23 protein-coding genes and 5 pseudogenes are annotated in these 26305 nt (G+C 67.6%); 11 read left to right on the plus strand and 17 right to left on the minus strand.

Translation table 11 applies throughout. The features are described from left to right. Window position 1 precedes the first annotated feature (1 nt). Window positions 2-871, plus strand: a complete 870-nt coding sequence (locus OG611_RS27390; protein WP_266425085.1) for an IclR family transcriptional regulator — start codon at window positions 2-4, stop codon at window positions 869-871. Window positions 872-895: 24 nt separating this feature from the next. Here the strand turns inward: OG611_RS27390 and OG611_RS27395 are convergent, their stop codons facing one another. Continuing rightward, entirely contained in the window at window positions 896-1159 is a 264-nt protein-coding gene (locus OG611_RS27395) for a hypothetical protein (protein WP_266425088.1), read from the minus strand. 212 nt (window positions 1160-1371) lie between these two features. On the opposite strand from OG611_RS27395, the gene OG611_RS27400 reads away from it, so the two are divergent. Continuing rightward, the gene (locus tag OG611_RS27400; RefSeq protein WP_266426269.1) at window positions 1372-2010 is read left to right on the plus strand and encodes a LysE family translocator; all 639 of its coding nucleotides are present in this window, start codon (window positions 1372-1374) and stop codon (window positions 2008-2010) included. Window positions 2011-2295: 285 nt separating this feature from the next. Next, a complete protein-coding gene (locus OG611_RS27405) occupies window positions 2296-2730 on the plus strand; it encodes a hypothetical protein (protein WP_266425091.1) in 435 nt (144 codons plus the stop codon). A gap of 109 nt (window positions 2731-2839) precedes the next feature. Here the strand turns inward: OG611_RS27405 and OG611_RS27410 are convergent, their stop codons facing one another. From OG611_RS27410 to OG611_RS27430, 5 genes are all read right to left on the minus strand, one after another. Then, window positions 2840-3406, minus strand: a complete 567-nt coding sequence (locus OG611_RS27410; protein ID WP_266426272.1) for a transposase — start codon at window positions 3404-3406, stop codon at window positions 2840-2842. After that, window positions 3322-3918, minus strand: coding sequence for a winged helix-turn-helix domain-containing protein (locus tag OG611_RS27415; protein ID WP_266425093.1), 597 nt, complete (start codon window positions 3916-3918; stop codon window positions 3322-3324). The genes OG611_RS27410 and OG611_RS27415 overlap by 85 nt, the downstream gene beginning before the upstream one ends. A gap of 460 nt (window positions 3919-4378) precedes the next feature. Then, on the minus strand, window positions 4379-4984 hold the full coding sequence (locus OG611_RS27420; RefSeq protein WP_266425096.1) for a hypothetical protein: 606 nt from the start codon (window positions 4982-4984) through the stop codon (window positions 4379-4381). 131 nt (window positions 4985-5115) lie between these two features. Continuing rightward, a complete protein-coding gene (locus tag OG611_RS27425) occupies window positions 5116-6162 on the minus strand; it encodes an ISAs1 family transposase (RefSeq protein WP_266425098.1) in 1047 nt (348 codons plus the stop codon). 324 nt (window positions 6163-6486) lie between these two features. Next, on the minus strand, window positions 6487-6771 hold the full coding sequence (locus OG611_RS27430; protein WP_266425101.1) for a hypothetical protein: 285 nt from the start codon (window positions 6769-6771) through the stop codon (window positions 6487-6489). Between the two features lie 191 nt (window positions 6772-6962). Here OG611_RS27430 and OG611_RS27435 point away from each other — a divergent pair. Together OG611_RS27435 and OG611_RS27440 are read left to right on the plus strand one after the other, a co-directional pair. Beyond that, window positions 6963-7880 (plus strand): annotated as a pseudogene (locus OG611_RS27435) (ISAzo13 family transposase); the annotation flags it as partial. 69 nt (window positions 7881-7949) lie between these two features. After that, window positions 7950-8966 (plus strand): annotated as a pseudogene (locus OG611_RS27440) (IS4 family transposase); the annotation flags it as partial. Between the two features lie 242 nt (window positions 8967-9208). On the opposite strand, the gene OG611_RS27445 reads toward OG611_RS27440, so the two are convergent. Further along, a complete protein-coding gene (locus tag OG611_RS27445) occupies window positions 9209-10057 on the minus strand; it encodes an IS5 family transposase (protein WP_266425104.1) in 849 nt (282 codons plus the stop codon). Window positions 10058-10308: 251 nt separating this feature from the next. Here OG611_RS27445 and OG611_RS27450 point away from each other — a divergent pair. The 3 genes and pseudogenes from OG611_RS27450 to OG611_RS27460 form a co-directional block, all read left to right on the plus strand. Next, window positions 10309-10563, plus strand: a pseudogene (locus OG611_RS27450) (ISAzo13 family transposase); the annotation flags it as partial. 598 nt (window positions 10564-11161) lie between these two features. After that, window positions 11162-12592, plus strand: coding sequence for a group II intron reverse transcriptase/maturase (ltrA, locus tag OG611_RS27455; protein WP_266425107.1), 1431 nt, complete (start codon window positions 11162-11164; stop codon window positions 12590-12592). A gap of 178 nt (window positions 12593-12770) precedes the next feature. Continuing rightward, window positions 12771-13178: pseudogene (locus tag OG611_RS27460) on the plus strand (ISAzo13 family transposase); the annotation flags it as partial. Here OG611_RS27460 and OG611_RS40935 read toward each other — a convergent pair. From OG611_RS40935 to istA, 4 genes and pseudogenes are all read right to left on the minus strand, one after another. Further along, window positions 13175-13432 (minus strand): annotated as a pseudogene (locus tag OG611_RS40935) (hypothetical protein); the annotation flags it as partial. The pseudogenes OG611_RS27460 and OG611_RS40935 overlap by 4 nt on opposite strands. Window positions 13433-13442: 10 nt before the next feature. Continuing rightward, a complete protein-coding gene (locus tag OG611_RS27465) occupies window positions 13443-13655 on the minus strand; it encodes a cold-shock protein (protein ID WP_266425110.1) in 213 nt (70 codons plus the stop codon). 397 nt (window positions 13656-14052) lie between these two features. Then, window positions 14053-14904, minus strand: coding sequence for an IS21-like element helper ATPase IstB (gene istB / locus OG611_RS27470; RefSeq protein ID WP_266425112.1), 852 nt, complete (start codon window positions 14902-14904; stop codon window positions 14053-14055). After that, the gene (istA, locus tag OG611_RS27475; protein ID WP_266425115.1) at window positions 14904-16169 is read right to left on the minus strand and encodes an IS21 family transposase; all 1266 of its coding nucleotides are present in this window, start codon (window positions 16167-16169) and stop codon (window positions 14904-14906) included. The genes istB and istA overlap by 1 nt, the downstream gene beginning before the upstream one ends. Window positions 16170-16374: 205 nt before the next feature. Between istA and OG611_RS27480 the strand changes: the two genes are divergently transcribed. Next, window positions 16375-17631 (plus strand): SLC13 family permease, encoded by a 1257-nt coding sequence (locus tag OG611_RS27480; RefSeq protein WP_266426275.1) that lies wholly within the window; start codon window positions 16375-16377, stop codon window positions 17629-17631. 5 nt (window positions 17632-17636) lie between these two features. After that, entirely contained in the window at window positions 17637-18152 is a 516-nt protein-coding gene (locus tag OG611_RS27485; protein WP_266425118.1) for a universal stress protein, read from the plus strand. Between the two features lie 290 nt (window positions 18153-18442). On the opposite strand, the gene OG611_RS27490 is transcribed toward OG611_RS27485, so the two are convergent. The 5 genes from OG611_RS27490 to OG611_RS27510 form a co-directional block, all read right to left on the minus strand. After that, window positions 18443-19615, minus strand: coding sequence for a serine hydrolase (locus OG611_RS27490; protein ID WP_266425120.1), 1173 nt, complete (start codon window positions 19613-19615; stop codon window positions 18443-18445). Beyond that, window positions 19612-20592 (minus strand): glycosyl hydrolase family 32, encoded by a 981-nt coding sequence (locus OG611_RS27495; protein WP_266425123.1) that lies wholly within the window; start codon window positions 20590-20592, stop codon window positions 19612-19614. The genes OG611_RS27490 and OG611_RS27495 overlap by 4 nt, the downstream gene beginning before the upstream one ends. Before the next feature lie 71 nt (window positions 20593-20663). Next, window positions 20664-21488, minus strand: a complete 825-nt coding sequence (locus OG611_RS27500; RefSeq protein ID WP_266425126.1) for a carbohydrate ABC transporter permease — start codon at window positions 21486-21488, stop codon at window positions 20664-20666. Continuing rightward, window positions 21488-22486 (minus strand): carbohydrate ABC transporter permease, encoded by a 999-nt coding sequence (locus OG611_RS27505; protein WP_266425128.1) that lies wholly within the window; start codon window positions 22484-22486, stop codon window positions 21488-21490. Before OG611_RS27505 ends, OG611_RS27500 begins: the two co-directional genes overlap by 1 nt. After that, entirely contained in the window at window positions 22486-23709 is a 1224-nt protein-coding gene (locus OG611_RS27510) for an ABC transporter substrate-binding protein (protein ID WP_266425131.1), read from the minus strand. Before OG611_RS27510 ends, OG611_RS27505 begins: the two co-directional genes overlap by 1 nt. 397 nt (window positions 23710-24106) lie before the next feature. Between OG611_RS27510 and OG611_RS27515 the strand changes: the two genes are divergently transcribed. Beyond that, window positions 24107-25150: a LacI family DNA-binding transcriptional regulator gene (locus OG611_RS27515; RefSeq protein WP_266425134.1), complete on the plus strand. Its 1044-nt coding sequence runs from the start codon at window positions 24107-24109 to the stop codon at window positions 25148-25150. Between the two features lie 715 nt (window positions 25151-25865). Here OG611_RS27515 and OG611_RS27520 read toward each other — a convergent pair. Next, window positions 25866-26282 (minus strand): ester cyclase, encoded by a 417-nt coding sequence (locus OG611_RS27520; RefSeq protein ID WP_266425136.1) that lies wholly within the window; start codon window positions 26280-26282, stop codon window positions 25866-25868. Between the last annotated feature and the right edge of the window lie 23 nt (window positions 26283-26305).

Here is a 26305-nt window from a genome sequence, read left to right on the forward strand (position 1 = left end):
CGTGACAGCATTCGGCCCCGACAAGCGATCCGAGCGGTCCCAGCAGGGCGGTGACCGGCCCGGTCCCGGAGGATCTGGGCCGTCCGGGAGCAGCCGGCCGGGCAGGAGCGACTCCGGGAACTCAACGGCCTCGTCGCTGCGCACCGGACTGCGCCTCGTCGACGCCGTAGTCAACCGGGAGCGGTCCGGGCGCACCGGGTTCAACGTCAGCAGGCTCGCCGACGAGATGGGCCTGGAGCGCAGCAAGGCCTCACGGATGACGCAGGAGCTGTGCGACAAGGGCTTCCTCGAACGCCGCGAGGACTCCACTCTGCGCGCCGCCCACGAGTTCTTCGCCCTGGCGGCCTCCCTCAACCCCGGTCTGCTGCACAGCAGCCGGGCAATTCTGCGCCGCCTCGCGATCCGGCACGGGGCCAGCGCCCGGCTGTCCGTCCGGGACGGTGTCCTCGTACGTCTGCTGCGTGTCGAGCCCTCGCCCGCCATGGCCGACCAGTGGCTGACCAGGGCGACGCTGGTGACCCCCTGCTGGTGTACGGGCGCGGGCCGCGCACTGTTGTGGGACCACACCGAGGAGGAGATCGCCATGCTGCTGGCGGGTTACGAACTGATCGGAGTCGGCGGCCCCAACGCCGCCCACTCGGCCGCCGAGGTCGCCCGGGCCAACGTACGCGACGCGCCCGGAGGTCTGGTCGCCGCGCACGGGGAGTTCGAGCACGGCATCACCGAGTACGCCGCGCCCGTGCGCGACGCCCGGGGCCGGGTCTTCGCCGCCGTCGCCGTCCTGGGGCGGCAGAACGACCTCGCCCCGGACGAGGAACTGGTCCGCACCGATCTGACGGCAGCGGCGGCCGAGTTGGGGAACCTGTCCTGACCAGGCCCGCGTAGCAACGGCCTGTCAAAGTCCGCCCACTCCTGGCCGGTTCTCATTCTCGCCGCCGTGCCCCGCCCGCGATCGGCCGGAACCACGTCGGTTGCAGTTCGTCAGTGCCCCCGGTGCCCCCGATTCATCCTCCGCGGCCAGTTCACCTTCCTCACGCCTGGTCAGACGCCCCTGCGGGGCCTGCTTGGCCAGCCCGATGATCCTCGACAGTTCCGCCTTGGTGATCCGGCGCGGACTGACGGCTCCCGGCCGGTCTTCCGCCCCCTCCACAGCCAGCATGTTGAAACGGTGCAGCCACCACCGCACCGTCTTTGCATGACAGCCCAGCTCCGTCGCGATCCCGGCTACCGCAGACCGTCCCAGCTCGGAGCAATGATGCGTGCTCTCACCACCAGGTCAGCCGGCGTGTACCGCGTTCCAGCCTCCGGTGCTCGGACTGGGATGGGAAATGGGCTGGATGGGCGGTGCCTCCCCGTGCTTGCATGAGCTTCATGGTGTCTACTGACCGTATACTTACTTTCGCGGCCATGTCGTTTTTGCTGATCATGATTCCCGGTCCCAGTGTGCTGTTCGTGATCGGGCGGGCGTTGGCGCAGGGGCGCCGTGCCGCGCTGACCACGGTTGTGGGGAACACGGTCGGCGCCTACATGCTGATCGTGGCTGTGGCATTCGGGGTCGGGGCGGTGGTGGAACGCTCGGTTCTTGTCTTCACGGTGCTCAAGCTGGTGGGTGCCGCCTACTTGGTGTTCCTCGGCGTCAAGGCATGGCGCGAGCGCGGGTCGTTGCAGCCGACGGTCACTGGGGTGGGAGTCGCGCAGGGTGGTCTGTGGACGTTTTGGGAGGGGTTCGCGGTCGGGGTGACCAATCCGAAGACGATCGTGTTCTTCGCCGCTGTGTTGCCGCAGTTCGTTGACCGCAGTCAGGGGCATGTCGCGGTGCAGATGCTGCTGTTGGGCCTGGTCTTCAACATCATCGCTGTGGCGTCCGACATGGCGTGGGGGATGGTCGCGGCCACTGCCCGGGACTGGTTCGCGCGCTCGCCGCAGCGGCTTTCTTTGGTGGGCGGGATCGGCGGGTTTGCCATGATCGGCCTGGGAGTCACCGTCGCTGCGACGGGGCGCAAGGACTGATCCGTTTCGGCCGGTCACAGGGCTGGAACTAGCTCTCAGAACGAGCGCGTGCTCGCTGCCGTGCGCGGGTGGTGTGGGCCTTCATCTGTTAATCGATCTGTAGTCGGCATCGCGATTCCGGCCGTGGACGAGGTCGCCGGCCCTGCCTGCCGAATTGGTGGAGTTGCTGCCTTACCGGAGCCTGCCGAAGCGCCTCCGTCGGCAGTTCCTGGCAGGGACGGGCGGGGCCGGACCCAGGCACAGATCCTTGCCCGTGCTGCTCGGCGCTGGGCGCAGCGCGGGTACGTGGACGCGCTGCACTCCGCCGAGGGCAAGGGCATCGGGAGCGCCGTGGGCGTGGCCATGGCCCCGGTACAGGCAGGGGAGTGCCTCGGCCGCGCTGGCCGCGGCCTGCACGATGCAGATGGAGGGCGCCGGTGGAGTGCGCAGAACGTGGCTGCCGCCCGCACCGTGCTCACCGGTGGCGGCGCGCAGATGCTGCTGTCGGCGCTGGCCAGGCGGCCGGACCGCAGCGATCGTTCTTGGGCGCTGCTGGCGCTGCCCGCCACCCTCGGGATCGAGGAACTGCGGGTGGTCGCTGCCGGTGTGCTGGCCGCGCTCGGCCGCCCCTTCAACTCGATCCGGCAAGGGGGCGGCCGGATGTGGATCGGGGAGGAGACCACCGCCGTGAAAGAGGCGGCATCGTTTTGCATCAACACCCTTCGCAGCAAAGGGGTGTAACGGCTATGCCGAGTCGCGAACTCTGGCCGCATCGGCAGGCCGCAGCCGCCGCCCGCACCCGCGTTCTGAGCATGACCTTGCCCGGATGTCTCTTACTGACTTCGGATCGTCAAGGTGACGCTGGTTTGTCGAGGGTTAGGCCGGTGCCCGCTATGAAGCCGTCGAGCGTGTCGGGCCGGTACTGGAGGCGTTTGAGCCGGTTGCGGACGAGCGTTTCCAGGCGGTCGAGGGCGACGACGGCGAGGTTGGCCAGGCTGCGTTTGACGTGTGCCCATACCCACTCGGCGGGGTTGAGGTCGGGCGAGTAGGCGGGCAGCAGGAACACCGTCAGCCATGCACGCTCGGCGATCAGCTCACGCATGGCGTGGGAGACGTGGGTGTTCAGGCGGTCCCAGACCAGCACGATCGGCGCTTTGACGAGTTGGTGGACACCGTCGATCAGTGCGATGAAGTCGCGCTCGCTCATGCTGCGGCGCTTGCCTCTGCCGGCGGGGTGGGTACGCAGGCGGTGGCACAGACGGGTGCGGGAGCCGGGCCGCATGGCAAGCAGTCCGGCCACCGACAGCCGTCCCGAGCGTCGCCCGCTCACCGTCACCTGCGGTGTGCGGCCGCGTCGGCCCCAGGTGCGTCCCCTGGGCGGCCTGCGGGTGAAGCCTGCCTCGTCCTCGAAGCAGATGTAGCCCCCGCAGGCCGCCCGGGCTCTCTTACCTCCGCCCAGGCCGCCTCCTTCCAGACGGTGACGGCCTGCTCGTCGCGCTCGGCAACCCGCCGCGCGGGGACCTGCGGGCTGAAGCCGAGCCGGTGCATCAGCCTCGTCGCGCCGGAGGCGCTGTAGGAGACGTGGAACTTCCTGCCGATCAGCGTGGCGACCCTTGCCGCGGTCCACACCTGGTCCTCCACCCAGCCGTGCGCGGCCGGGCCCTGCTCCAGATACGCGGCCAGCTTCTCCAGACAGCGCTCGGACAGACGGCACCGCGATCCGCTCGGGCCACGGGAAGCCAGAGCCCGCACACCACCCTCCCGCCACAACTGGTGCCACTGGTAGGCCGACTTCCGGCTCACCCGTAGACGCTGTGCCACCTCCAGCGGCTTGATGCCGTGCTCGAACAGCTCAGCCGCCTGCAGTCGTACCGACTCCCGGCGCAGCCGACCCGCAGCAGTCAGCCCGCCCCCATCCGTATACCTCATCCACCACCGAATACAGCCACCACACCGGGCCCCTCAGGGACTTCGAGAAAGTTCACCCCAACGAGCCGAAGTCAGTAACCTCCTCGATCAACAATGCGGACAGGTACGGAGACAGCTCCAAGAGCACATCACGAGGGCACGCGATACGTGATCGCGAACGACTGACGCGCCCCCTGAAGCGTCCGCATCACGAGATCGTCGACAGGTCCCGGAGCTTCACGTGGATCGCGTCGATCACCCAAGCTGCCAGTCGGCCCACCACGGCCTGACCACAGGCCCGGACCGCAAGCCCACCATGCCCCAACGCGCCATCAGGCAGCGACATACAACAACTTGGCAGCAATGGCTGGGGCGATCCCAGAAGCAAGGTAGAGCGGCATGAACGCACCGCCCGGCCGAGCTCTGCCTGGCACGGCTGGAGATCCGCACCTCCGGCCCACGGCCGCCTCGCGCCTGCCGATCAAACGACTCGCCGATCGCTCATCAACGCGACGAACCGACCAAAGGTATCGTCCCCGGCGCGACTGCCGGCGAGCTCCGCGCACAGCACAGGGAACTCGGCCCACGCCTCCCCTGCGAGGGCCCACCGCGCAAAGCTGCTCCGCCCGTCACGGATGCGCACCTCGTCAACCCACTGGTCGAGGCCGTCGCCCATCGAGTAGACGAAGAAGTGCGCGTCCTCCATGGCCGGTGCCAGGAGGTCGATGAGCTGGTGAAGGTTGCGCATGTCGATGTAGCAGATGTCCGACAGCTGCTCCAGGCAGAGGTAGTCAGCCTCCCGTGGCCCCAGGTCGAATTCCCATCCGATCCCGTGGACCTTCTGGTTGAGCAGATGGACCGGCCAGGTTTTCTGCCTGGGCACCTCGGTGGCCACCACCGAGAGCGTCTCCTCGACCAAAGACCGCCACCCCGGACGTACTCGAACAAACGTCGCGTACAGGTCGGGCCACGGCGACACTTGAGGAAAACGCAACCGGAACCGCCCGTACCAACGATCATCGCGCCAATGGTCATCGCGCCTGGTGACAAACGTCCCGGACAGCTCGACCGGATGAGGCTCTCGCATGGGCCGAGCATACGAGACACCGCCGTTGGCCCCCTGAAGCCCCGCGTCCCGTCGGCATGAGGTCGGCCGCGGCAATGTTCTGGGCGGCACTGTGGCAAGGCTTCGGCGTAGTCGGACCTCGTCCTTTTTGGTCATGTGAGGCCGAGATGGGTGAGGGTGCGGGTTTGGTCCCTGGCTGTCCGGCGGAGGCCGGCGGCGATGTTGCGAACGCCGGCGAGGCGGAGGGCTCCGATCGCGAGGTTTCTGTAGGTCGCCATCGCCTGGGGTGCGTTCCCGGTCCGTAGTTGGGAGGCGTCCTCGGCGAAGGTGACGTCTCTGACGTGGTGCAGGGCCTCGACCGTCCAGTGCCCGCGGATCAGTTGGGCGAGCCGGGCTGGCGGGGCCTGTTCCGCGGCGAGGCTGGTGACCGCGTAGACGGTCTTGAGGCTGATCTTCCCCGTCGTGCGATTCACGCGGCGGCGGACGATCTGGACGGCCTGGCGGGCGCCGGGGAAGATCAGGTTGTTGACCGTGCAGACCTTCAGCCTGCGGATCTCACAGCGTCCGTGCCCGGTCGTGCGGGTGTGGTCCTGGAGCGGGATCTGTTGCCAGGGAAGGGACTTGAGCTGCGTGCGGAGTTTCTTCGTGTTGCGCTTCACGATCACGATGTAATGGGCGTTCCGCCCCCGCAGATAGGTGGCGTGGTCGGTTTGAGTGTGCAGGGCATCGCTGGTCACGACGGTGCCGGACAGGTCGGGCAGCGTGTCCAGCAGGGGTCGGAAACGAGTGATCTCGTTGGTCTTCTCACCGACGTCCATCTGTGCGAGGGCCAGCCCGCCGACGTGGTCGCAGGCGGCCAGGAGGTGGATTCTCCGGCCCTTGGCGCGGGCGGCGCCCCGCAGCGACTTCCCGTCGACGGCCAGTGCCCGTAACCCGCCCGCGTCCTGCTGTCGGTCGGCAAGCCAGGTCCCGACCGCCCGGTCCAGGGCGTTTGCGTCGATCCTGGCCAGGACTCTGCGGATCGTTGTCTCCGAAGGCCAGGAGCGTTTCGGGAAGAGTGGGTCGACGCGGATACCCAGCCGCTCGAGGAGTTCTTCGGGGGCCTCGGCCACCCATTCACTCACCGCCAGCAGCGACCTCGCACCGGCGAGGACCGCGCAGGCGGTCAAGGCCAGCACCGCGGCGAGCGGGTGGCGCACTCCGCGGGGATCACGCGGGTCGGGGACCTGGGCGAGGCACTCCAGCAGGTCGGGGATCTCCTTGGGGGTGGCTCCCGGACGAGGGCCCAGTTGGTCCAGGGCAGGGGGATCAGAGATGATACGTCGGCAGGCACGGACTTCCCATGATCACAGAGCGTAGAGAACTCCATGATCGCGGGCGTCCGTGCCTGTTCTCCACCCGACCCCGCCCAATCTGGTCATCCGTCAGGAAGCGGGCGTCATCCGACAACACTGAAGCCCCACGCCGAAGCCCTGGGGCTTGTGACCACGGAACGGCAGCCCATCAAGGCTCTGCCCACGGATTTACTCGCCCGGCGGAACTCGAACGAAGCCCTCGGTCCAATCATCCTCATCGAGCTCGCAGGGGTCGAAGTAGAAGCACTCCGGTTCATCACGGAAGCCCGGTAGCAGTAGAGCCTGACGCACACGCTCTTCAACCCGTTCAAGGGTTGAGTAGATACCGAGCAGCTTTACGTCATCGCCGTCCGACTCGTCGCAGAACACGCCACTCTCATCGACGTGCACTGTCGAGCCGTCGTCGCCAGCTTCGTTCTGGTGGCCGACATGCCACAGCGGATACACGATCACGGGCGCGAAGCTACCAGCACTCAAGTTCGTGGACGTTCGACACCCCTCACCTCCTGGGCCCCCACGATCACAAACCGGACATCACGCGACTTCGCCGAGGCCCTGGGAGCCGGCGATCAATAACTCATCGGTTTGGGTGGGCTGTTGGCCGGTAGGGTGCGGGTGTGTCGGAGGGGATCAAGGCGGGGCTGGTGGATGTGTTCGGTCTGCTGCTGCCGCATCTGGATGAGCGGCAGCAGCGCCTGGTGCTGGGGGCCGCGTCCCGTGTCCTGGGCCATGGCGGGATCCGTACGGTGGCCGGTGCGGCCGGGGTGGCGGAGTCCACGGTGTCGCGCGGGAAGCGGGAGCTGGAGCGTGGGGAGGAGCCCGAGGGTCGGGTCCGGGCGCCGGGTGCGGGTCGGAAGTCTTTACGGGAGGCTGATCCCGAGTTGGTGCCCGCGCTGTTGGCGCTGGTTGAGCCGGATCAGCGTGGTGATCCGGAGTCTCCGCTGCTCTGGACGGTGAAGTCCACCCGGAACCTGGCGGCGGAGCTGACGCGCCAGGGGCACCGGATCGGTCCGGACACGGTGGCCGCGCTGTTGAAGGCGGAGGGCTTCTCGCTGCAGGGCACCTCGCGGACCACCGAGGGGGCCCGCCACCCGGACAGGGACGCCCAGTTCCACTACATCAACGACCAGGTCAAGGCGTATCTCGCCGACGGGCAACCGGTCATCAGTGTGGATGCCAAGAAGAAGGAGACCCTGGGTAACTACGCGGTCATCGGAAGCGAGTGGCACCGTGCCGGACAGCCGGTCGAGGTCCGCGCGCACGACTTCCCGGAGAAGGGCGCCCAGAAGGCGGTGCCGTACGGTATCTACGACATCGGCGCGGACGCGGGCTGGGTGTCGGTGGGCTGCGACGGGGACACCTCCGCCTTCGCGGTGGCCACCTTGCGCCGCTGGTGGGACGGCGAGGGGCAACGCCGCTACCCCGCGGCATCCCGCCTGCTGATCACCGCTGACGCCGGGGGCTCCAACGGCTACCGCGTCCGTGCCTGGAAGAGTCAACTCGCCGATTTCGCCCACGAGACCGGACTGGAGATGACGATCTGTCACTTCCCGCCGGGGACGCAATGCCGTTGCTTGAGCAGGGCAAGTAGTTCGAGGTGACGTTGAGGGCACGGGGTCGTTGGACCCGGCATGCATCCGTGGGTGGGGATATCCGATCATGTGCGACTGGGGGTAGTGACCCGTTGGGTGACGCCGGAGCTCGTCGGTGGAGTGCTGGAGAAATGCGGGGTCCGCGATAAGAAATCCGGCGCCCTGCCGGCCGGGTTCATGGTCTACTTCACGCTCGCCCTGGCTCTGTTCCAGCAGGACTCCTATGACGACGTGGCGGAGCAACTGGTCGGCAGCGACCCGGAGTTGAGCGAGAGCATTCCCAACAAGTCTTCGTTCACGCGGGCGCGCAGGCGTCTGGGACCGCGGGTCTTGGAGACGTTGTTCCGCGAGCTGGCTGGCCCGCTGGCTCCCGTCGGTTTGAAGAGCGCCTTCTATCGCGGGATGCGGCTGGCCGCAGTGGACGGGTTCGTGCTGGACGTGCCGGATACGACGGCCAATCGGGCCGCGTTCGGCGGGCCGGTCAAGAACGGCCAGCCCGCGGGTTTCCCGCAGGCGCGGGTCGTGACGCTGACCGAGTGCGGCACGCATGCGCAGATCGACGCGGCGGTGGGCGGGTTCAACGGCGGCGAGCCGGAGCTGGCGATCAAAATGGCCGACTCAGCCGCCGGGATGCTGGTCATCATGGACCGGGGCTTTCCCGGGGTTGCGTTATGGAAGGCATACACCGGGGCCGGGGCCCATCTGTTGATCCGGGCGCGCTCGAGCGTCGCGGCTCGCCCGGTCGAGCACCTGCCCGACGGGACCTACCTGGCAAGGATGAACCTGGCCGGGCAGAAAGGCGCGCATCCCGGCGGAGTGCTGGTCCGCGTGATCGAGTACCGCGTCGACAGCGGCGAGGTGGTCAGGCTGTTGACCGATCTGGTGGACCCGATTGCTTATCCGGCGGCGGAGTTGGCGGGGATCTACCACTCGAGGTGGGAGGCGGAGTCGGCATTCCGGCAGATCAAGACCTTCCAGCGTGGGCCGGCCGAGGTCCTGCGTTCAGGCGACCCGGATCTGGTGCGCCAGGAGGTCTGGGCACATCTGGTCGTACACCACTGCCTCACCCAGATCATCATCGCTCTGGCCGACGACAACAGGATCGATCCGGACCGGGTCTCCTTCGTCAAGGTCCTCAAGCACGCACGGCGCAGCGTGGTCCGCCAGTGCACGGACACGCCCACGAAGATCAAAGAGTTCTTGGTGGTGCTGGCGGCGAAGGTTCACCGGAAGCTCGACAACGGCGCCAGGCGCCTGCGGGAGGCGGACCGGCATCTGAGAGGGTGTTCGGTACCTTTTCAGGCTGCCGCGGGCGGTTTCGGGCGGAGGTATTGCCCGATTTGGCTCGGGCTCGCGGTCAACCTGCTGGCCATGGAATTGACCATGGCCCAGTGGATCATCGACCGGGACCGCTCCGGCAGCGCCTCGTAGTCACGGTGCAGACGCCGGTAGCGGCTCATGATCCCGAAAGTCTGCTCTACACGCCAGCGGACCTTCTGGACCACAAAGCCTTTCTGTTCCGCATCACGCGCCACGACTTCCACCTCGATGCCCAGGGCGGCCGCGTGCGTGATCATCTTGGACTTGTACCCAGCGTCCACCCACGCCTTCGTCACCGTGGGCAACTTCGCGGCCAGGGCGTCGGCAACGAGTTTGCCGCCGTTGGTGTCCTGCACGCCGGCGGCCGTGACGATGAGAACCAGCAGCAACCCGAGTGTGTCGGTGGCGATATGCCGCTTGCGGCCCTTGATCCGTTTGCCACCGTCGTACCCTTGCGTGCTCTCCGGCGCATTCGGTGACGCCTTCACCGTCTGGGCATCGATCACCGCGGCGGTCGGCAGTATCCGGCGCCCCTTCTTCCTGCGTAACTGGTCACGCAGGGTGTCGTGGACCTCCTCGGCGGTGCCGTCCGCTTCCCACGCCCTGAAGTAGCCGTAGACCGTGGTGTGCGGCGGGAAGTCATGGGGCAGGTAGCGCCAGGCCACCCCCGTCCGGGCAACGTAGAGGATCGCGTTGACCACCTCGCGCAGATCGGTGGTGGGCTCCCGCCCTTCGGCCCGCGCGGCCCGCCACTCCAGCAAAAGGGGCTCGATCAACTCCCACTGATCATCCTTGAGATCCGAGGGGTAGGCACGTCGCTCAGTCACAAGATGATCAAAACCGATGACCCCGACGTCGCGCTACGAGATCATGGAAACAAGTCCATCTCGCCACACCGCGGACCGGACAGATAGGGGGATCCCCCTACCGAACACCCTCTGAAGCGCCCGGACTCGAAGTACTCCTCGAAGCTCTCCTACCGGATCAACACCCGCGACCGGCGGCCGACACGACGGGTCACAGCCAAAGTCATCACGCTGCACCCCGCGATAGTTCAGTAGTCAAGCAACGGCATTGGCCGGGGACGTCGAAATGGAACAAAATAGAACACAGACTGTTCTCTCAGATCAGCATCAACTGGCGAGGAAGGCCGCTGACCAGCCATGAAATCGTGGTCAACACCATCGGCGCCACCACGACGCGCACCGGACTTGCGATCCATGCCGAGTTCGACCCCGGCTCCTACCCCACCGGCCTGACCGTGCCCGACGCGGTGATGGACTCCTTGCCGCTGACCGAGCACGAGTGGCACGGGAAGTGGAACTACACCCTGGTGCGCCACGAGGCGCCACTTGATACCGGGTAGGGGTGAAAGACCCCTACCGCCGGCCTGTCGCAGCAGGCTGGTGAAGCTGAGGGCAGCCGATGCGTGGAGATGCACGCGGAGGTGAGAGCAGCCCTGACAACGACGGGACGCGTCGGCACTTCCAGACGACGCGGGTCCGGCAAGCAAGACGAGACGCCGTACGAGAGGAACCAGTGTCTGACGCCCCGTAAGAGTTCCTCCGGCTCCAATCTGGAGGATATGGGCCGGGTGCAGCGCACGCCACCTCCGGGTGGCGACTCCGAAGCCGAATTTAGGGTGTCGGTGGGGAGGCCACGTTGAAAGCCTGCGGCGTAGGCGTGGCGATGCTGTCGGGGTAGAGCTGGGCGGCTCGCTCGTCGACCGGTTGGTGGTGAACGTGGGAAGCGTTCTGATGTCGCCCTTCCCGTCTGGCAGCCAGTCAGGCGGAGGGCAAGGCCCGTCGTCGGCTGACGACGTCAGAACGTGGCGGAGGCCCCGTAGTAGTCCGAGCGCGTTAATGGCGCGCACATGGCGAAGGGGGCCAGCAAATCAGCAGTCGAGGAACTGGAATACCGGGAGGTCATCGGTGATTACCGACGAACTGGAGCACGCCACGTATGAGGCGGAGCGCCGGGTACTGGAGATCCAGGCCAAGCTGCACCGTTGGGCCCGTGATGATCCTCATCGCAGGTTCGATGACCTCTTCAACCTCTGTGCCGATCCCGCGTTCTTGCTTGTCGCGTGGGATCGGGTGCGGGGTAACAAGGGTGCCAAGACCGCCGGGGTGGACGGCCGCACGGCGGCGTCCATCGCGGCGAGGACGGGCGTTGAGGAGTTCCTCGACGCACTACGAGGCTCGATCAAGGACCGTAGTTTCCGTCCGCTGCCGGTGCGGGAGCGGATGATCCCCAAGACGGGCGGCAAGTTGCGTCGCCTGGGGATCGCGACGATCACCGACCGGGTGGTGCAGGCGTCCTTGAAGCTGGTGCTGGAGCCGATTTTCGAGGCGGAATTCCTCCCGTGCTCCTACGGGTTCCGTCCGAACCGCCGGGCTCACGACGCGGTGGCCGAGGTCCGCCACTTCACGTCCCACGGGTATGAGTGGATCGTGGAGGGTGACATCAAAGCCTGCTTCGACGAGATTTCGCATCCGGCCCTGCTGGACCGGGTGCGGCTTCGGATCGGGGACAAACGCGTTCTTGACCTGGTGAAGGCGTTCCTCAAGGCGGGCATCCTCGGTGAGGATCGCGTGCTGCGGGAAACCAGCGCCGGAACCCCACAGGGTTCGATCTTGTCGCCGTTGCTCAGCAACGTGGCCCTCTCCGTCCTGGACGAGTACGTCGCCCAGGGTCCGGGAGGACCCGGAAGCAGCAAGCTCGGGCGGGAACAGCGTCGCCGTCAAGGTCTTCCCAACTACCGTTTGTCGCGGTACGCGGACGACTGGTGTCTGATGGTCCACGGCACCGAAGGCGACGCCGAAGCCCTGCGCGATGAGATCGCTGGGGTCTTGTCCACGATGGGCCTGCGCCTGTCCCCGGAGAAGACCCTGATCACCCGCATCGATGAGGGACTGGACTTCCTCGGGTGGCACATCCAGCGCCACCGCAAACGAGGAACCAGCCGGTACTACGTCTACACCTACCCCGCACGCAAAGCCCTCGCGGCTGTGATGGCCAAGGTCAAGACGGCGTGCCGGAGGATGGCCACGAACCAGCCACTTGACACCCTGCTCATCCATCTCAACCGGATGCTGCCGGGCTGGTGCGCCTACTTCCAACCCGGCGTGTCCAGCGCGACATTCCAATACCTGAGCTCGTACACATGGAGCCAGGTCATGAAATGGCTGCGCCGCAAACACCGCCGGATCACCTGGAAGGACCTCCGCCGCCGCTACTGCGGGGGTGGTTGGTGGCCGGTCGGGGAGGAACGGACGCTGTTCGATCCCGGAAAGGTGCGCACCACGCGCTACCGCTACCGGGGCGCGACCATCCCTTCCCCCTGGCCGACCACGGCATGAGGATCATCGACAGCAAGGCGGGACTTGTGGAGCGCCCGGTGCCATGAGAGTGGCACGCCGGGTGCGGGAAGCGGCCCGAAGAAACGGCTCGATCGAAAGACGAGACCGCGCTTCGGGCCGACTTCACCGGCCCGAACCGCCCGCCGCGGTCGCGGCGCCGCGCAGCGAGGATCGGACCCAGCCGGAGGACCGGGCCCCGAACTGGCTGCACCACCCGGTGATCTGCGGCATGGAAACACACGAGTTCGCCGCGCTCCTGGCCGACGTCGAGCAGTACATCCTCGACCACCCACCCATCAGCCTGCACCACAAGCGGGCCCGGCACCGCACCTTGCGGCGCGGCCCGCTCTCGCTGTCCGACCGGCTGCTGGCCACCGTGATCCGACACCGCTGGAAGACACAAGTCAGGGCACTGACCGCACTGTTGGGCTCACCCAGGGAGGCGGTCGGCGACGCGGTCCACGAGATCACCCCGGTCCTGGAAGGACTCAGCCACCCCATCAAGCCCGCCCCGATCACCGCAGCCACCGCCCAGGACCTCGCGAACCTCATCGGACAGCACGGCACCAAAACGATCAGTAATTAATCGCCAGCCCCCAGGGCACTGTGGGGGTTGCGCAAGCCGGGGATGGGGACGATGTAGTCCTTCTTCGCCACCAGCCACGCCAGCGCCAGCTGTGCGAGGGCGGCGCCTCGCTCCCGGCGAGCTCGGTCAGCTTGCCAACGATGGCGACGTTGGCGTCGAAGTTCTCCGGCTTCCACCAGGCCAGGTGCTGACGGAAGCCGTGGGCGGTGTAGGGGTTCGCGGGACTTCACTGCCCCGCTGAGAAAGCCGCGGGCGAGCGGGCTGCTACCTCGCGGCCTGGACTCTGTCGGCCTGCGTACCCTTCTGCCCCTGGACCGCCTCGAAGGTGACCGCCTGGCCTTCCTTCAGGGACTTGAAGCCATTCCTTTCGATCGCACGGAAGTGGACGAAGAGATCAGGACCGGACTCCGGGGCGATGAAGCCGTAGCCTTTCTCGTCGTTGAACCACTTCACGGTGCCGTTCTGGCGCTCGGCCATATCTCCTCCTGATCGTGTGCGGGTGAAACGCACCCCAGCTGCGAGTGCCCCGCAAGCACGCCGAGCACCTGGAGACGACAGATGCGCTGTCGGGTCGTCAGGATGTTGCTGACCGGCCCGTGGTGGTCAAGCTCGGCACCAGCTGGCCAGCGTCAGCAAGCATCAAAGGAGGCTGGGCAGGAGGAGCGCTGCGTCTCCGCGGTCTCCCTCGTCCTGCGGCTAGTGGATGCCTCCTGACCGGCCCAGAGGCGTCCGGGCGGAAGCCCCGCCGGTATGCGGACGGCATCAGGTGCCCGAGGGCTGACGGCGTACTTTTACTCTGATTGTCGGCGGCGGCTGAACTTGGACCCACTCTGGCCGGTTGAAATCTGACCCAGGTGTCTTCGGTTTGGTTGGTTCAGTCGTTGTCGGTGGTGGCGCTGGGGACCCGTCCCAGTTCACGTCCTCGCATGCGGAACGAGTCGCCCTTGAGGGAGTGGACCTCGGCGTGGTGGACGAGGCGGTCGATCATGGCGGCGGCCACGGTCTCGTCTCCGAAGACTTCTCCCCAGCGTCCGAAGGGTTTGTTGCTGGTGACGATCACGGACGCGCGTTCGTATCTGTTCGAGATCAGCTGGAAGAACAGGTTCGCGGCTTCGGCTTCGAAGGGGATGTAGCCGACCTCGTCCACCACGATCAGCGGGTAGCGGCTGAGCTTGGTGAGCTCGGCCTGGAGGTGGCCGGTGTGGTGGGCGGCGGCCAGGCGGTCAACCCATTCGGCGGCGGTGGCGAACGCGACGCGGTGTCCGGCCTGGCAGGCGCGGACCGCGAGCCCGATCGCCAGGTGTGTCTTCCCGGTGCCCGGCGGTCCCAGGAAAACGGCGTTCTCTTTCCCGGCGATGAAGTCCAGCGTTCCCAGATGTGCGAGCTGTTGGCGCGTCATCCCGCGCAGGTGGGTGACGTCCAGCTCCTCGATGGTCTTGATCGCGGGGAAGCGGGCGGACCGCACCCGTGCTTCACCGCCGTGGGACTCACGGGCGGACACTTCACGCTGCAGGCAGGCGACCAGGTACTCGGCATGGGTCCAGGACTCCTTGTGGGCCCGCTCGGCGAGACGGTCAGCGGCATCCAGCAAGGCCGGAGCCTTCATCGCCCGCGCGAGGAAGGCGAGGTCCGCTGCGGTCTGGGAGCCGGTCCTGCGGCCGGTGGCCGATGTGGTGGCGGTGGCTTCCTCGGTGGCGTCGTCGAGGACGGCGGTGGTGCGGGGCATCAGCCGGCCTCCCTGCCCTTGCCGCCTTCGATGACCGTGAACAGCCGGTCATAGGTGCCCAGTTCGCGTTGCTCGACCTCGATGCGCGGGCCTGGGCCCCTCTGGGCTGTTCGGGCGGCATTGGCGCGGGCGGCCTGCTGGTGGTGCACCTCACCTCGCATCACCTTGCCCGCGGCAGCGTGGTCGGGGTCGGTGATGGTCTGGTGACGGGCCCAGCAGCGCGGGTGCTGGGCGACGATCTCGCCGCTGGGGGCGAGGACGGTGATCTCGTCGTTGTCACACAGCACGGTGACGGTGCGTCCGATCGCGGCGGGGTGCACGGAGTAGTCGCACGTGTCGACGCGGACGTAGTGGTCACGGCCGATCCGTGTCTGCAGCCGCCACCAGGCGGGCGGATCGACGGGCGGCAGGGCGAGCATTCCGGCCCGGTCGGCCTCCCACCGCTCGACAGGGCGGGTCTGCAGAGTGCGGTGGACACGCCGGTTGGCGATGGCCAGCCAGGCGGTCAGCTGGGTGTTGAAGTCGCCGGGGCCACTGAAGGTGCGGCCGGGAAGGAAACTCGTCTCCAGATAGCCGTTTGCCCGCTCGACCAGCCCTTTCGCTTCTGGATCACGGGGCCGGCACAGATGGATCTTCGTGGCGAGCAGGCCCGCGAACGCGGCGAACTCGGCGGTGAGCTTCCCGCGACCGACCCCGGATTCGTTGTCCCAGACGAGCGTCTTGGGCACCGCGCCCCAGGCCGAGAGCAGCCGCCAGTGCCCATCGATCAGATCGCCGGTCGTGCGCGAGGGCAGCATCCGCGCGACGATCACCCGGGAGTAGCCGGACACCATCACCAGCACCGGCGGCCGTCCGCTCTGGCCGTAGCCGAGCGGGATGTCCGCCTCGGGAAACCACAGGTCGCACTGGGCCAGCTCGCCGGGCCGATACGTCGTGCGCGAGACCGGATCGACTGGCACATAGGCAGGCCGCAGGTCCCGCACCCGGTCCTTGAGGACCGTCATCCCGCGTTCCCACCCGATCCGCTCGGCAATCACGGTGGCCGGCATCGTCGGAGTCTCCCGCAAAAGCTCACGGATCTGGACCTCGACCGCGTCCACGACCGACCCCTGAGACGGGCGCTCGTACTTCGGCGGCCGGTCCGTGGCCAGGGCACGCTTGACCGTGTTCTTCGAGATGCCCAGATGCCGCGCGATTGCCCGGATCGGCATCTGCTCAGCCCGGTGCAGCCTACGGATCTCTGCCCAGTCCTCCACGAGGATCACCCTCTCCCTCCTGACCTTCCATCAAGATCAGGTTCAGGCGAAGATCACCAAGTGGGTCACTTTTGATCCGCCGTCAGAGGGTCAGAATTCAAGCGACGCCGAGACTGATGTTTCCCAAAGCCTCGGCGTGCTCGACACGCGCCACGGCCAGCCCCGGTACGGTCGTTCCGCTGTGCCAGGATTCCGTCCCGGAAAGGCTCAGACGCTGAACTCCGCACTCGCAGAAGCACTCTCTGTCGCCCTGCTCCTGGCGGTGCTGGCCTGCGCGGTGATCCGGCCGTGGGGCTGGCCGGAGGCGGTCGTGGCTGTCCCCGCTGCCGGGTTAGTCATCGCCACCGGCGCGATCCCGCTCGGCCACGCGGCGGCCGAGGCAGCCCGGCTGGGCCCGGTGATCGGCTTCCTCGCGGCCGTCCTGGTCCTGGCCCAGCTGTGCGACGACGAGGGGCTCTTCCACGCCTGCGGCGCCTGGATGGCCCGCCGGGCGGCGGGCCTGCCTCGCCGGCTGCTGGTCCTCGTGTTCGTGATCGCAGCGCTGATCACCGCGGTGCTCAGCCTGGACGCCACGGTGGTGCTGCTGACTCCGGTGGTGTTCGCCACCGCCGCCCGGCTGGGCGCCCGCGCGAAGCCGCACGTCTATGCCTGCACCCACCTGTCGAACACAGCCTCGCTGCTGCTGCCGGTCTCCAACCTGACCAACCTGCTGGCGTTCGCCGCCAGCGGCCTGAGCTTCACCCGCTTCGCCGCGTTGATGTTCCTGCCCTGGCTGGTGGCCATCGGTGCCGAGTACGTGGTGATCCGCCGATTCTTCGCCACTGACCTGGACGCGGGCGCCGAGGCCCCGCCCGCCGACGAACCCCGCGAACTTCCTCTGTTCGCCCTGCTCACGGTGGCGGGCACCCTGGCGGGCTTTGTCCTGACCTCGGCGCTCGGCATCAACCCGGCCTGGGCGGCGGCCGCAGGCGCGGCCGTTCTGGCGGCCCGCGCCCTGGGCCGGCACCGCACCACCCCCACGGCGATCGTCCGGGCCGCGGCCCTGCCGTTCTGCGCCTTCGTCCTGGCCCTGGGCGTCGTGGTCCGAGCGGTGGTCGACAACGGCCTTGCGGATGTACTGGGCCACCTGGTGCCCGGCAGCACCGAGCTCCCGGCCCTCCTCGCCCTCGCGGCACTGGCGGCCGTACTGGCGAACGTCATCAACAACCTGCCCGCCGTCCTGGTCCTGCTTCCACTGACCGCCCCCACCGGCCCGGGCGCTGTCCTGGCCGTCCTCCTCGGGGTCAACATCGGCCCGAACCTCACCTACGCCGGCTCCCTGGCCACCCTGCTGTGGCGGCGCATCGTGCGCGAACACGACACCGACGTGGAACTGAGCGAGTTCACCCGGCTCGGCCTGCTCACCGTTCCCACCGTCCTGCTGCTCTCGGTCGTGGCACTGTGGGTCTCACTCCAAACGATCGGAGGCTGAACACCGTGACCGTCATCGTCTGGATCGTCGAGGGCACCTGGCCCACCTGCGTCGACGCCGCGCGCACCTACGCGCCTGCGGACGCCGACCTGGTGCTGCTCCATGTCACCGGCCACGAGGTGCCGGGCGCCGCCCACGGCGCCTACGCCGGACTGCTGGGCCGCGCACGCCCCGACCGCGACCCCGGCACACGGATCGAGCACCTCGCCTCCGACTCTGCCGAGCAGCTTCTGACCAGCGCGGCCGAGCGGCTGGGACGCCCGTGCACCCGGCAAGAACGCTCGGGGCGCGTAGAACGAGAAGTCGTGACCGCCGCAGAAGGCGCCGACCTCCTCATCCTCGCCCGCGACGGCGACCGCACCCGCCTCGGCCCCCGCAGCCTCGGCCCCACCAGCCGCTTCATCGTCGACCACGCCCCCTGCCCCGTCCTGCTGGTCTGGCCGGAGACCGCACCCAGCACGGCCACCATCCCGCCGCCACCCCACCGGCCGCGGTCTCCAGGCCGCCACCCCGGTCGGTGAAAGACACGGCGCGGAGCCGCTGCGGATGCCGTAGGGCTACGTCATCCCCGATGACTGGGCCAGACCGGATTTCCGCTCGGGACATGGCCCGCGGACCAGCGGAGGTTCCCGCCACAAGTCGGGGCATCTCGATCCGGGGCGGGTGAAGCAGCTGGACGGGTCGGGGATGGTGTGGTCGCACCACGTTTCCCGTGCCTCGCAACTGCGCACCGGCAACGCACCCCGGGCAATTGCCCCGTCTCGACGAAACCGCAACACCCCTGGGCCAGGCCCCAGCCCCCACCCCGGCGTTAGTTGCGGAGGATGCGGCGGAGTTCGTCCACGATCGCGGTGGCGCGGTGGTCGGGCCCCGCTTCCATGAGGTTGGTCAGGAACGCGAATCCGACCTGGTGTGTCGTGTCGGCAAAGGCGACCTGCCCCCCGGCGCCGTCGTGTCCGAAGGAGGCGGGCCCGAGGAATTCGCGGGCGAGGGAGGGAAGCTGGAATCCCATGCCCCACCGCGCGAAGGGGGGTTGTCCGCCGAATATCGGGGTGCCTTCGGTCTGCGGTCGCGTGGCGTCAGTGACCGTGCCGGCATCCAGCAGCCGCACTCCGTTTGTCTCCACCACGGTGGATGACCAGATCGAGGCCAGCGCCCGGGCCGATGCGATGCCGCCCGCTCCCGGCAGCTCCGCCGCTTGGATACGGGGGTCGTTGAAGCCGCCGGTGGCGTCGACGAGTTCCGGCGGGAACGCGTTTCCGAGGGTCATGGCCCGCTCGGGCCAGTCGATCTCGCCGGCAACGCGCGCCGCTGCCTGTTGAGCAACGAGCGCGGTGAGGCTCGTTCCGGCCCGCAGATGGGCGACCTGGTGCCGCGCCCCGCGGGGGATGCCGATCCACGCGTCGGCCTGCAGCGGTGCGGCGATGAGCTCGTCGAAGTACTGGCCGACCGTTTTGCCGGTAATCCGGCGGATGACCTCACCGGCGAGCCAGCCGTGGGTGAGGGCGTGATACGCGTACCCCTGGCCTGTGGTCCACAGTGGTTGCTGAGCTGCCAGGCGACCCGTGACGCCATCCCAGTCGATGACGTCCTCGACGTTCAGGAGATCGCGTGGCGCCGAGAGCCCGGACCGGTGGGCGAGAAGATCGGCGACCGTGATCTTTTCTTTCCCTTCGGCGGCGAACTCGGGCCAGTAGGTTGCGACGGGAGTCCGGTAGTCGAGGAGTCCGTCCTGCACGAGACGCGCCGCGAGGATGGAGACAAGGCCCTTGGTGCAGGAGAAGATGACGCTGGTGGTGTCCTTCGTCCAGGGCGAGCGGTCGCGCGGGTCGGCAATCCCGCCCCACAGGTCAACGACTGTCTCGCCGGCCACCCGGACACAAAGTGCCGCGCCCATGGCGTCATGGCCGGTGAAAGCGGTGGAGAAGGCTTCCGCGAGGGACGCGAAGCCTGGGGCGGTGCTGCCCTCGATGCGGGTGCTCATTCCGGGGTGCCTTTGCTCTGGAGGGCCAAGGGGACGATGCCGTGCCGCTCCGCTGACCAGCTCACGTGGATGGGGTCGGATATCGAGCCCGCGAACCTGTCGTCGACAGTGGAGTTGTCGAAGGCGAGCATCACGGTTCTGCCGGTCCGGTCTTCGATGAGGCGCCCGCTGTAGAAGGTTTCCTTGACGACCAACGTGGCGTCCTCCACCGGGTACGGGCCCAGGACCGCAGCGGCTGGAACGCTCCAGACACCTCCGACCTGGCCGGCTCTGCGCCGTGCGGCGGAAAGCCGTGGAGTGTCGCAGGACAACAGCAGCACGGACTCGCCCTCGACGGTCGCGATCTGGGGGACCTCCAGGTGGGCGAAGCCGGCGCCCACGCGGCTGAGCGGTGGCCGGACGGTCCATGCCTGAAGATCCGGTGATGTCGCGTGCCCGATCACGCCCCGGTCGTCGTCAGCACCATGGTTGGCCCGGGCCGTGATGAGCATGTGCCAGCCGTCACCGGCCGGGTCCGGGAAGACCCAGGGATCGCGCCATGCCTCCTCCGGCCAGCTGGAGTCTCCCAGCCTCTCGTACCAGCGCCCGTCCGCCTCGATGAGCGGCCCGGGCTGTTTCGTCCAGGTGTGCAAGTCCGGGGAGGTGGCCACGCCGATGGTTTCGACGTTGCCCCCGGCGTCGAGGAAGCGGGCTCCGGTGTAGAACATCCGCCAGACGCCGTCGGGTCCGCGGAGCACGCTGCCCGTCCACGTGGCGGTCTCGTCGAAAGTGCCGGGTTGTCCAGGGCCGAAGACCGGTCCGTGGTCCTGCCAGTCGACCAGGTCTACGGAGATGGCGTGCCCGATCCGGGCGTTGCGATGGCGCAGCTCCGGGTCGCCCAGGTTCTTGGGTGCGTGGAGGTAGAACAGGTGGAAGGTGTCGCCGTCATCGGCGAACCAGAAGTCCCACACCCAGGCGTGGTCGAGGCGAAATGTCATGCATTGTCCTTGTGGCTGCGGCTGTCGTCGTGAGCAGGCCGGACCGATGAGGGGGATGGAGGAGGTGCGCTTCAGCCTTTGACCGCGCCCTGGAGAAGCGCCTTGATGAACTGGCGCTGGAAGATGACGTAGATCACGATCGTCGGCAGCATGATGATCAGCGCGCCCGCGAACAGCAGGGGGAGCTGGTTGAGGTATTGCCCCTGGAACGCTCCCAGGGCCCCGGCCATGGTGCGTTTGTCGGGATCGTCGACCAGGACCAGGGGAAGGAGGAACTGGTTCCAGGTCCATAGGAACAGCAGGATGGCCAGGGCGGAGAGGGCGGGCATGGCCAGTGGAATCTGGATGCGGCGGATCTCCTGGAAGGTGCTCGCCCCGTCGATCCGGGCCGCTTCGGAGAGTTCGGTGGGGACGCCGACGAAGTGCGCACGCATCCAGACGACGCCGAAGGGCATGTAGAGCCCGATCAGCGGAAGGATGATCGCCCACTGGGTGTTGAGCAGTCCCATGGCGCTGATCTCGTAGTAGATCGGGATAATGATCGCTTCGAAGGGAATGGTCAGTCCCAGCAGGAGCAGGACGAACACGAATCTTCCGCCGGGAATGCGCAGGTTGCCCAGGGCGTAGCCGGCCAGCGTCGACAGGAGCAGGCTGAGCGGTACGACGCCAAGGATGATCAGGGTGCTGGAGCCGAGGAGTTCCCAGACGTGCGCGGTCTGGAAGGCGACGACGAAGTTGCCCCACTGGGGATCGCTGGGCCAGGAGAACCCGTCAGGGATGCGATCCGCGGGCTGCAGGGCTCCGGAGAGCATCCCGGCGAGCGGCAGCAGAGTGAGGATCAGCACGAGGACGAGGACGACGCGTCCGATGATTGCTTCCGTCTTGTTGACGACCATCAGTCTCGTTCCCTTCCCAGCAGTTGAATGGGCAGCACTGCCAGGAGGACGAGTGCGAGGAGGATGATGCCGAAGGCGGACGCCAGGCCGACTTCGCTCTGGGTGAAGGCGAGCCGGAAGATCGAGATGCCGGGGACGAGCGTGCTGGTTCCCGGGCCGCCCTTGGTGGTGGTGTAGATGATGTCGAAGCTGCTCAGCGCGGCGATGACAGTGATGGTGACCAGCACCACGATCTCCTGCCGCAGCCCGGGAAGGGTGACCGTCGCGAATTCTCGCCACCAGCCCGCCCCGTCGAGCCGTGCCGCCTCGTAGAGGGAGGCGTCGATCTTTCCGATGCCGGTGAGCAGCAGGATGGTGCACAGGCCGGTCAGTACCCAGGAGCCGATGAGGCCGACGGCGGGCAGAGCGGTCCCGAAGCCCGCCAGCCAGGACCGCGAGAGGAGGCCCAGGCCGACAGAGTCGAGCATGGTGTTGATCGTGCCGGTCTGTGCGTACATCCATGACCAGGCGATACCGGCGGCCACCAGCGGGATGATCTGTGGAAGGAACAGCACCGTGCGGGCGAACGTGGCGAAGGGACCGGGCCGCATCGTGCGGATCAAGGTCGCCAGGGCCAGGCCGCTGGCAACCGGGATCACCGTGAAGAAGACGATGAGGACCAGCGCGTTGACGATCGAGATCAACAGCTCCGGATCGGTGAAGACCCGGACGTAGTTGTCGACGCCGACCCAGGTCGACGCGCCGATGCCGTTCCAGCGGTAGAACGAGTACTGCACGGCCGTGATCAACGGGTAGACCACGAAGACGCAGAAGAACGCCAGTGCCGGCAAAACGAAGAGCCAGCCGATGACGCTCTGGTGGGGGGCCGCCCTTCGTACGGAGGGCCGGCCGGCCCGACCGGAGGACCTTCCGACGCCCGCAGCATGAGCGCCCGCGTCGGGTCGCCGCAGTGCCGCGGTCGGCTTCGGGTCCTCATGCTTACGGACATCGTTGACCATCAGCCCGCCAGCTCCTTGGCGTAGTACTCCTGGATCGCCGCCACGAAAGCCTTGGGTTCCATGCGCCGGGTCAGCAGCTTCTGCTCATCCGGCTGGAAGGCGCCCGCGTAGATGCCCGCCGTGGTGTTGGCCATGAAGTCGACGAACCCGTCATCGGATCCGACCTTCGCCGACGCCGCGAGGGCCTGCGCGATCAGCGAACCGTCCTTCACCTTGGGCAGCTTCTGCGAGGGATCTCCACCCGGGGATGCGCCCGTGACGTCGACCACGATCTGACGGGCCTTGGGGTCGGTGTGGATCCAGTCCAGGAAGAACGCCGCCGCGTCGGCATGCTTCGCTTTGGCCGGTATGGCAAAGGAGTTCGCGGCGCCCATCGCCACGTGCGCACCACCGGCGGTAGCCGGAGGCGCCAGGACGAACCGGGCCGCGCCTTCCCCCATCGCCTTGTCGGTCTTCGCGGCGTCCCAGTTTCCGTCGAACATCAACAGACCCTTGCCCGCCTGGAAGTTGGACACCATCGTCGTGTAGTTGATCGCGTTCACGTCGGAGGGGAAGTACCCCGCGTCGGCCCACTTCTTGAAGGTCGTGGCGCCCTTGAGGCTGGCCTCGGTATCGAAGGTGGCACCGGGCTTGTTGAACATCCAGTTCACCAGGCCCGCCTTGTCCCCGTACTGGTTGATCAGCGACTGGAGCGCGAACGTGCCCACGCCATCCTGCATTCCGATCTGCACAGGAAGGATCTTGGCCGCCTTGGCCTTGGCCATCCACCGCTCCAGCTCCGCGATGGTCGATGGCGCGCCGGAGAGCCCCAGCTGCTTGGCGTACTTCTGGTTCACGTAGATGCCCGTGACGCTGTAGCCCAGGCCCATCTGGTACAGGGAGCCCTCGCCCCTGACTCCCTCGGCGCTCATCCGGGACGCGGCCAGCTGGCCGGCGGAGAACTTGTCCCACCTGTAGCCCTTGAAATACGGGTCGAGGTTGGTCAGGAGCCCGTCCTTGACGGTGTCCCCCATGGTGGGAAGCCGGATGAGGTCGGGCGCGTCGGCGCTGGCCAGGAGGCGTGGCGCGTTCGCGGTGAGGTTGGCGAAGCTGTCCCGGACGACCTTGAAGGTGACGTTCGGGTGCTGCTTGGTGAATTCGTCGGCCAGGTTGTCGGTGACGGGGAAGCCCGCTTCGTCCTGGATCTTGATCGTGATCTTGTCGGACGGGAGCTTCAGGCTCACCTTGCCCGATGCGGTCGGGCTCGCATCCGGGGATCCCGGCGCACACCCGGCCAGGACAAGCCCGCTCACGGCGACCGCGGCCGTGACGGCCGGCCTCCAGCTCCTGAGCGATGCGACTCTGCGTCCCTCACCGGGGCGGTTCGACTTGTGTGCCATGTAAAAGACTCCGTTGTCTGAGCGTGCTCCGTGGAAGATGCTCCTGCGCACCACAAGCGGGTGCCGCCGATGGCGGGGTTCGAGACCCCCGACAAACGGGCTAAACTGTCTGCTAAAAGCATTTAGCGCTGCTCATATTGGGATGCCGGATGCCCCCTGTCAAGGAGTCAGGGGTCAGGGCGTTGTGATTGTCTTGGGGCCGGCACGCACGCCGTCCCGTCGCGCCGCACGAGAGGAAGTCATGCCGCCCAAGCGCGTCACGCTCGCCGATGTCGCCCGCCGTGCCGGGCTATCCCCGACCGCCGCGTCGATGATCCTCAACGGCAGGCCCGACTCCCGGCTCTCCGCCGACGCGCATGCCCGGGTCCACGAGGCGGCCACCGAACTCGGATACCGGCCAAACGTCGCGGCGCGCAGCCTGCGAACCGACAAGACCCTCACCATCGGGTTCATCTCCGACGTCGTCGCCACCACCCGCTTCGCGAGCGGCCTGATCCGAGGAGCACTGGACGCCGCGCAGCGGGCAGGGCATGTCATGCTCGTACTGGAGACCGGTGGCGACCCAGCACGTGAGTCGGAGGCGATTGGCGCTGTACTTGACCGTCAGGTGGACGGAATCATCTTCGCCGTCATGCGCGCCCGGGAACTGTTCGTGCCCGAGATCCCGTCGACCACGCGCGTCGTCATGCTCAACGCCACGAACAAGAAGCACCCCGTTTCCGTACTTCCCGACGAACTCGCCGGAGGTGCCTCAGCAGTCAGGCTTCTCGCTGCCGCCGGCCACCGTGAAGGAATTGCCCTCATCGGGCACAACGCGGAAGCCGAGAAGGGGCTCTTCCGGTCCACCACCGTCGAGCAGCGGATTTCCGGCATCCGCGCGGAGATGGCCAGACAATGCCTGCAGTTCGCCACCGAGGAGTCGTGCTGGGACTGGGAGCCGCACCACGGCTACGACGTCACCCACGCCCTCCTCGAACGCCGGCGCGACATCCGAGCCCTGCTGTGCATGAACGACCGCCTCGCGTTCGGCGCGTACCAGGCCCTGGCCGATCACGGTCTGACCGTCCCGAAAGACATCTCCGTGGTCTCATTCGACAACGACGAACTCGCCTCCTACCTCCGGCCCGGCCTCACGACCGTCGGACTGCCACACGAGGCCATGGGCCGTGCCTCCGTCGAAATCCTCCTCTCCCCCAGCGCACCGTCCGGCAGCCGCCTGATTCCCATGCCGGTGATCGAGCGGACATCGGTCCGGCCCCATCCGCTCGATCATGCAACTGCCTGAGCGCCAGCTCGTTTGAGACGGCGACTCTCTCCCGGTGGCCCCTTGGTCATCGGCTGCTGCGGATCAGGTGCGGCGGAGCAGTAAGCCGGTCGCTGCCGAAGTGCCGGTCGGTGGCGGCCGGTCAGCCGTCCCGCGGACGGGTGCTGGTACGGCGCACGGTCCGGGGAGGCGCTGCGCCACCGGCCTGCAGCCGTGGGGTGATGGGCGAGTTTCTGCCACGATCTGTCGCCGTGGCCGGCCTGTGGTGCATGGTGTGAGTGCCAGGCTGGCCGCTGGACCCGGCTCGTCATCGCCGCCCACACCCAACTCCGCCTGGCCCGGCCACTGGTCGACAATCACCGGCCGGCCTGGCGGCCCCCGCTGCCGCCCGAGGAACACACCTCCGGCCGGAGCCGCAAGGACCCGGCCGCCTCCTCGCTCATATCGGAAGCCCGGCCAGGCCACCGAAAGCCTCAGGCCTCCCACCAGGCAGACGCTCGGCCCCGGCGGCACGACACCCAGCCATCAACAAAACCGCATAACGGATACCACAAGCCGCTCACTCCAGCACGTCCTCAGGCTGCCGAGCCCTTCCCGCCCGACAGCTCAACCAACATGCCACAACAATAGAAGGCGATGCTCAGGGACTGTCCGGTGGCGGATCGCCACCCTGCCCGCCCGGGCAGCCGCTCGATTTTGCTGGCAGGTAGGGGCAGCGTCGTGGCTCGCCGGTCGATCAGTCGTGGGACGCGGAGTGGTGCGTGAGTTGGCCGACCACGGTCGCACTGTCCGCGAAGAGCCGCTCCTCGACTACGTAGCCCTCCGAATCGAAGGTGATGACGGCCGCCATCTCTATGACGATCGAGTTGCCGGTGGCCGCGAACGCCCCGTACTCGCCGTCGTGTGTGCCTTCGAAGCGGACCAGCATCGAGCCGGTGAGGCCGTCCTGGCCCAGCGGACGGATGCTCGCCCTCAGGTCGCTGAAGCCCGCGAAGAGCGCCGACTCGCGGGCGGCGAGCGCATCGATCCCCTCCTGGGGACCGGTCAGGGGCGAGTCGTACCGGGCCGGTTCACGCCAGAGGGCGGTCACTTCGTCGATGCTGTGGTGATTGACAGCAGCCTCGGCCGCGCGAGCGAAATCGTCGATGAACATCGCCAAGCCTCCTTAATTAAACC

This window comes from Streptomyces sp. NBC_01363 (assembly GCF_026340595.1).
Taxonomy (GTDB): Bacteria; Actinomycetota; Actinomycetes; order Streptomycetales; family Streptomycetaceae; genus Streptomyces.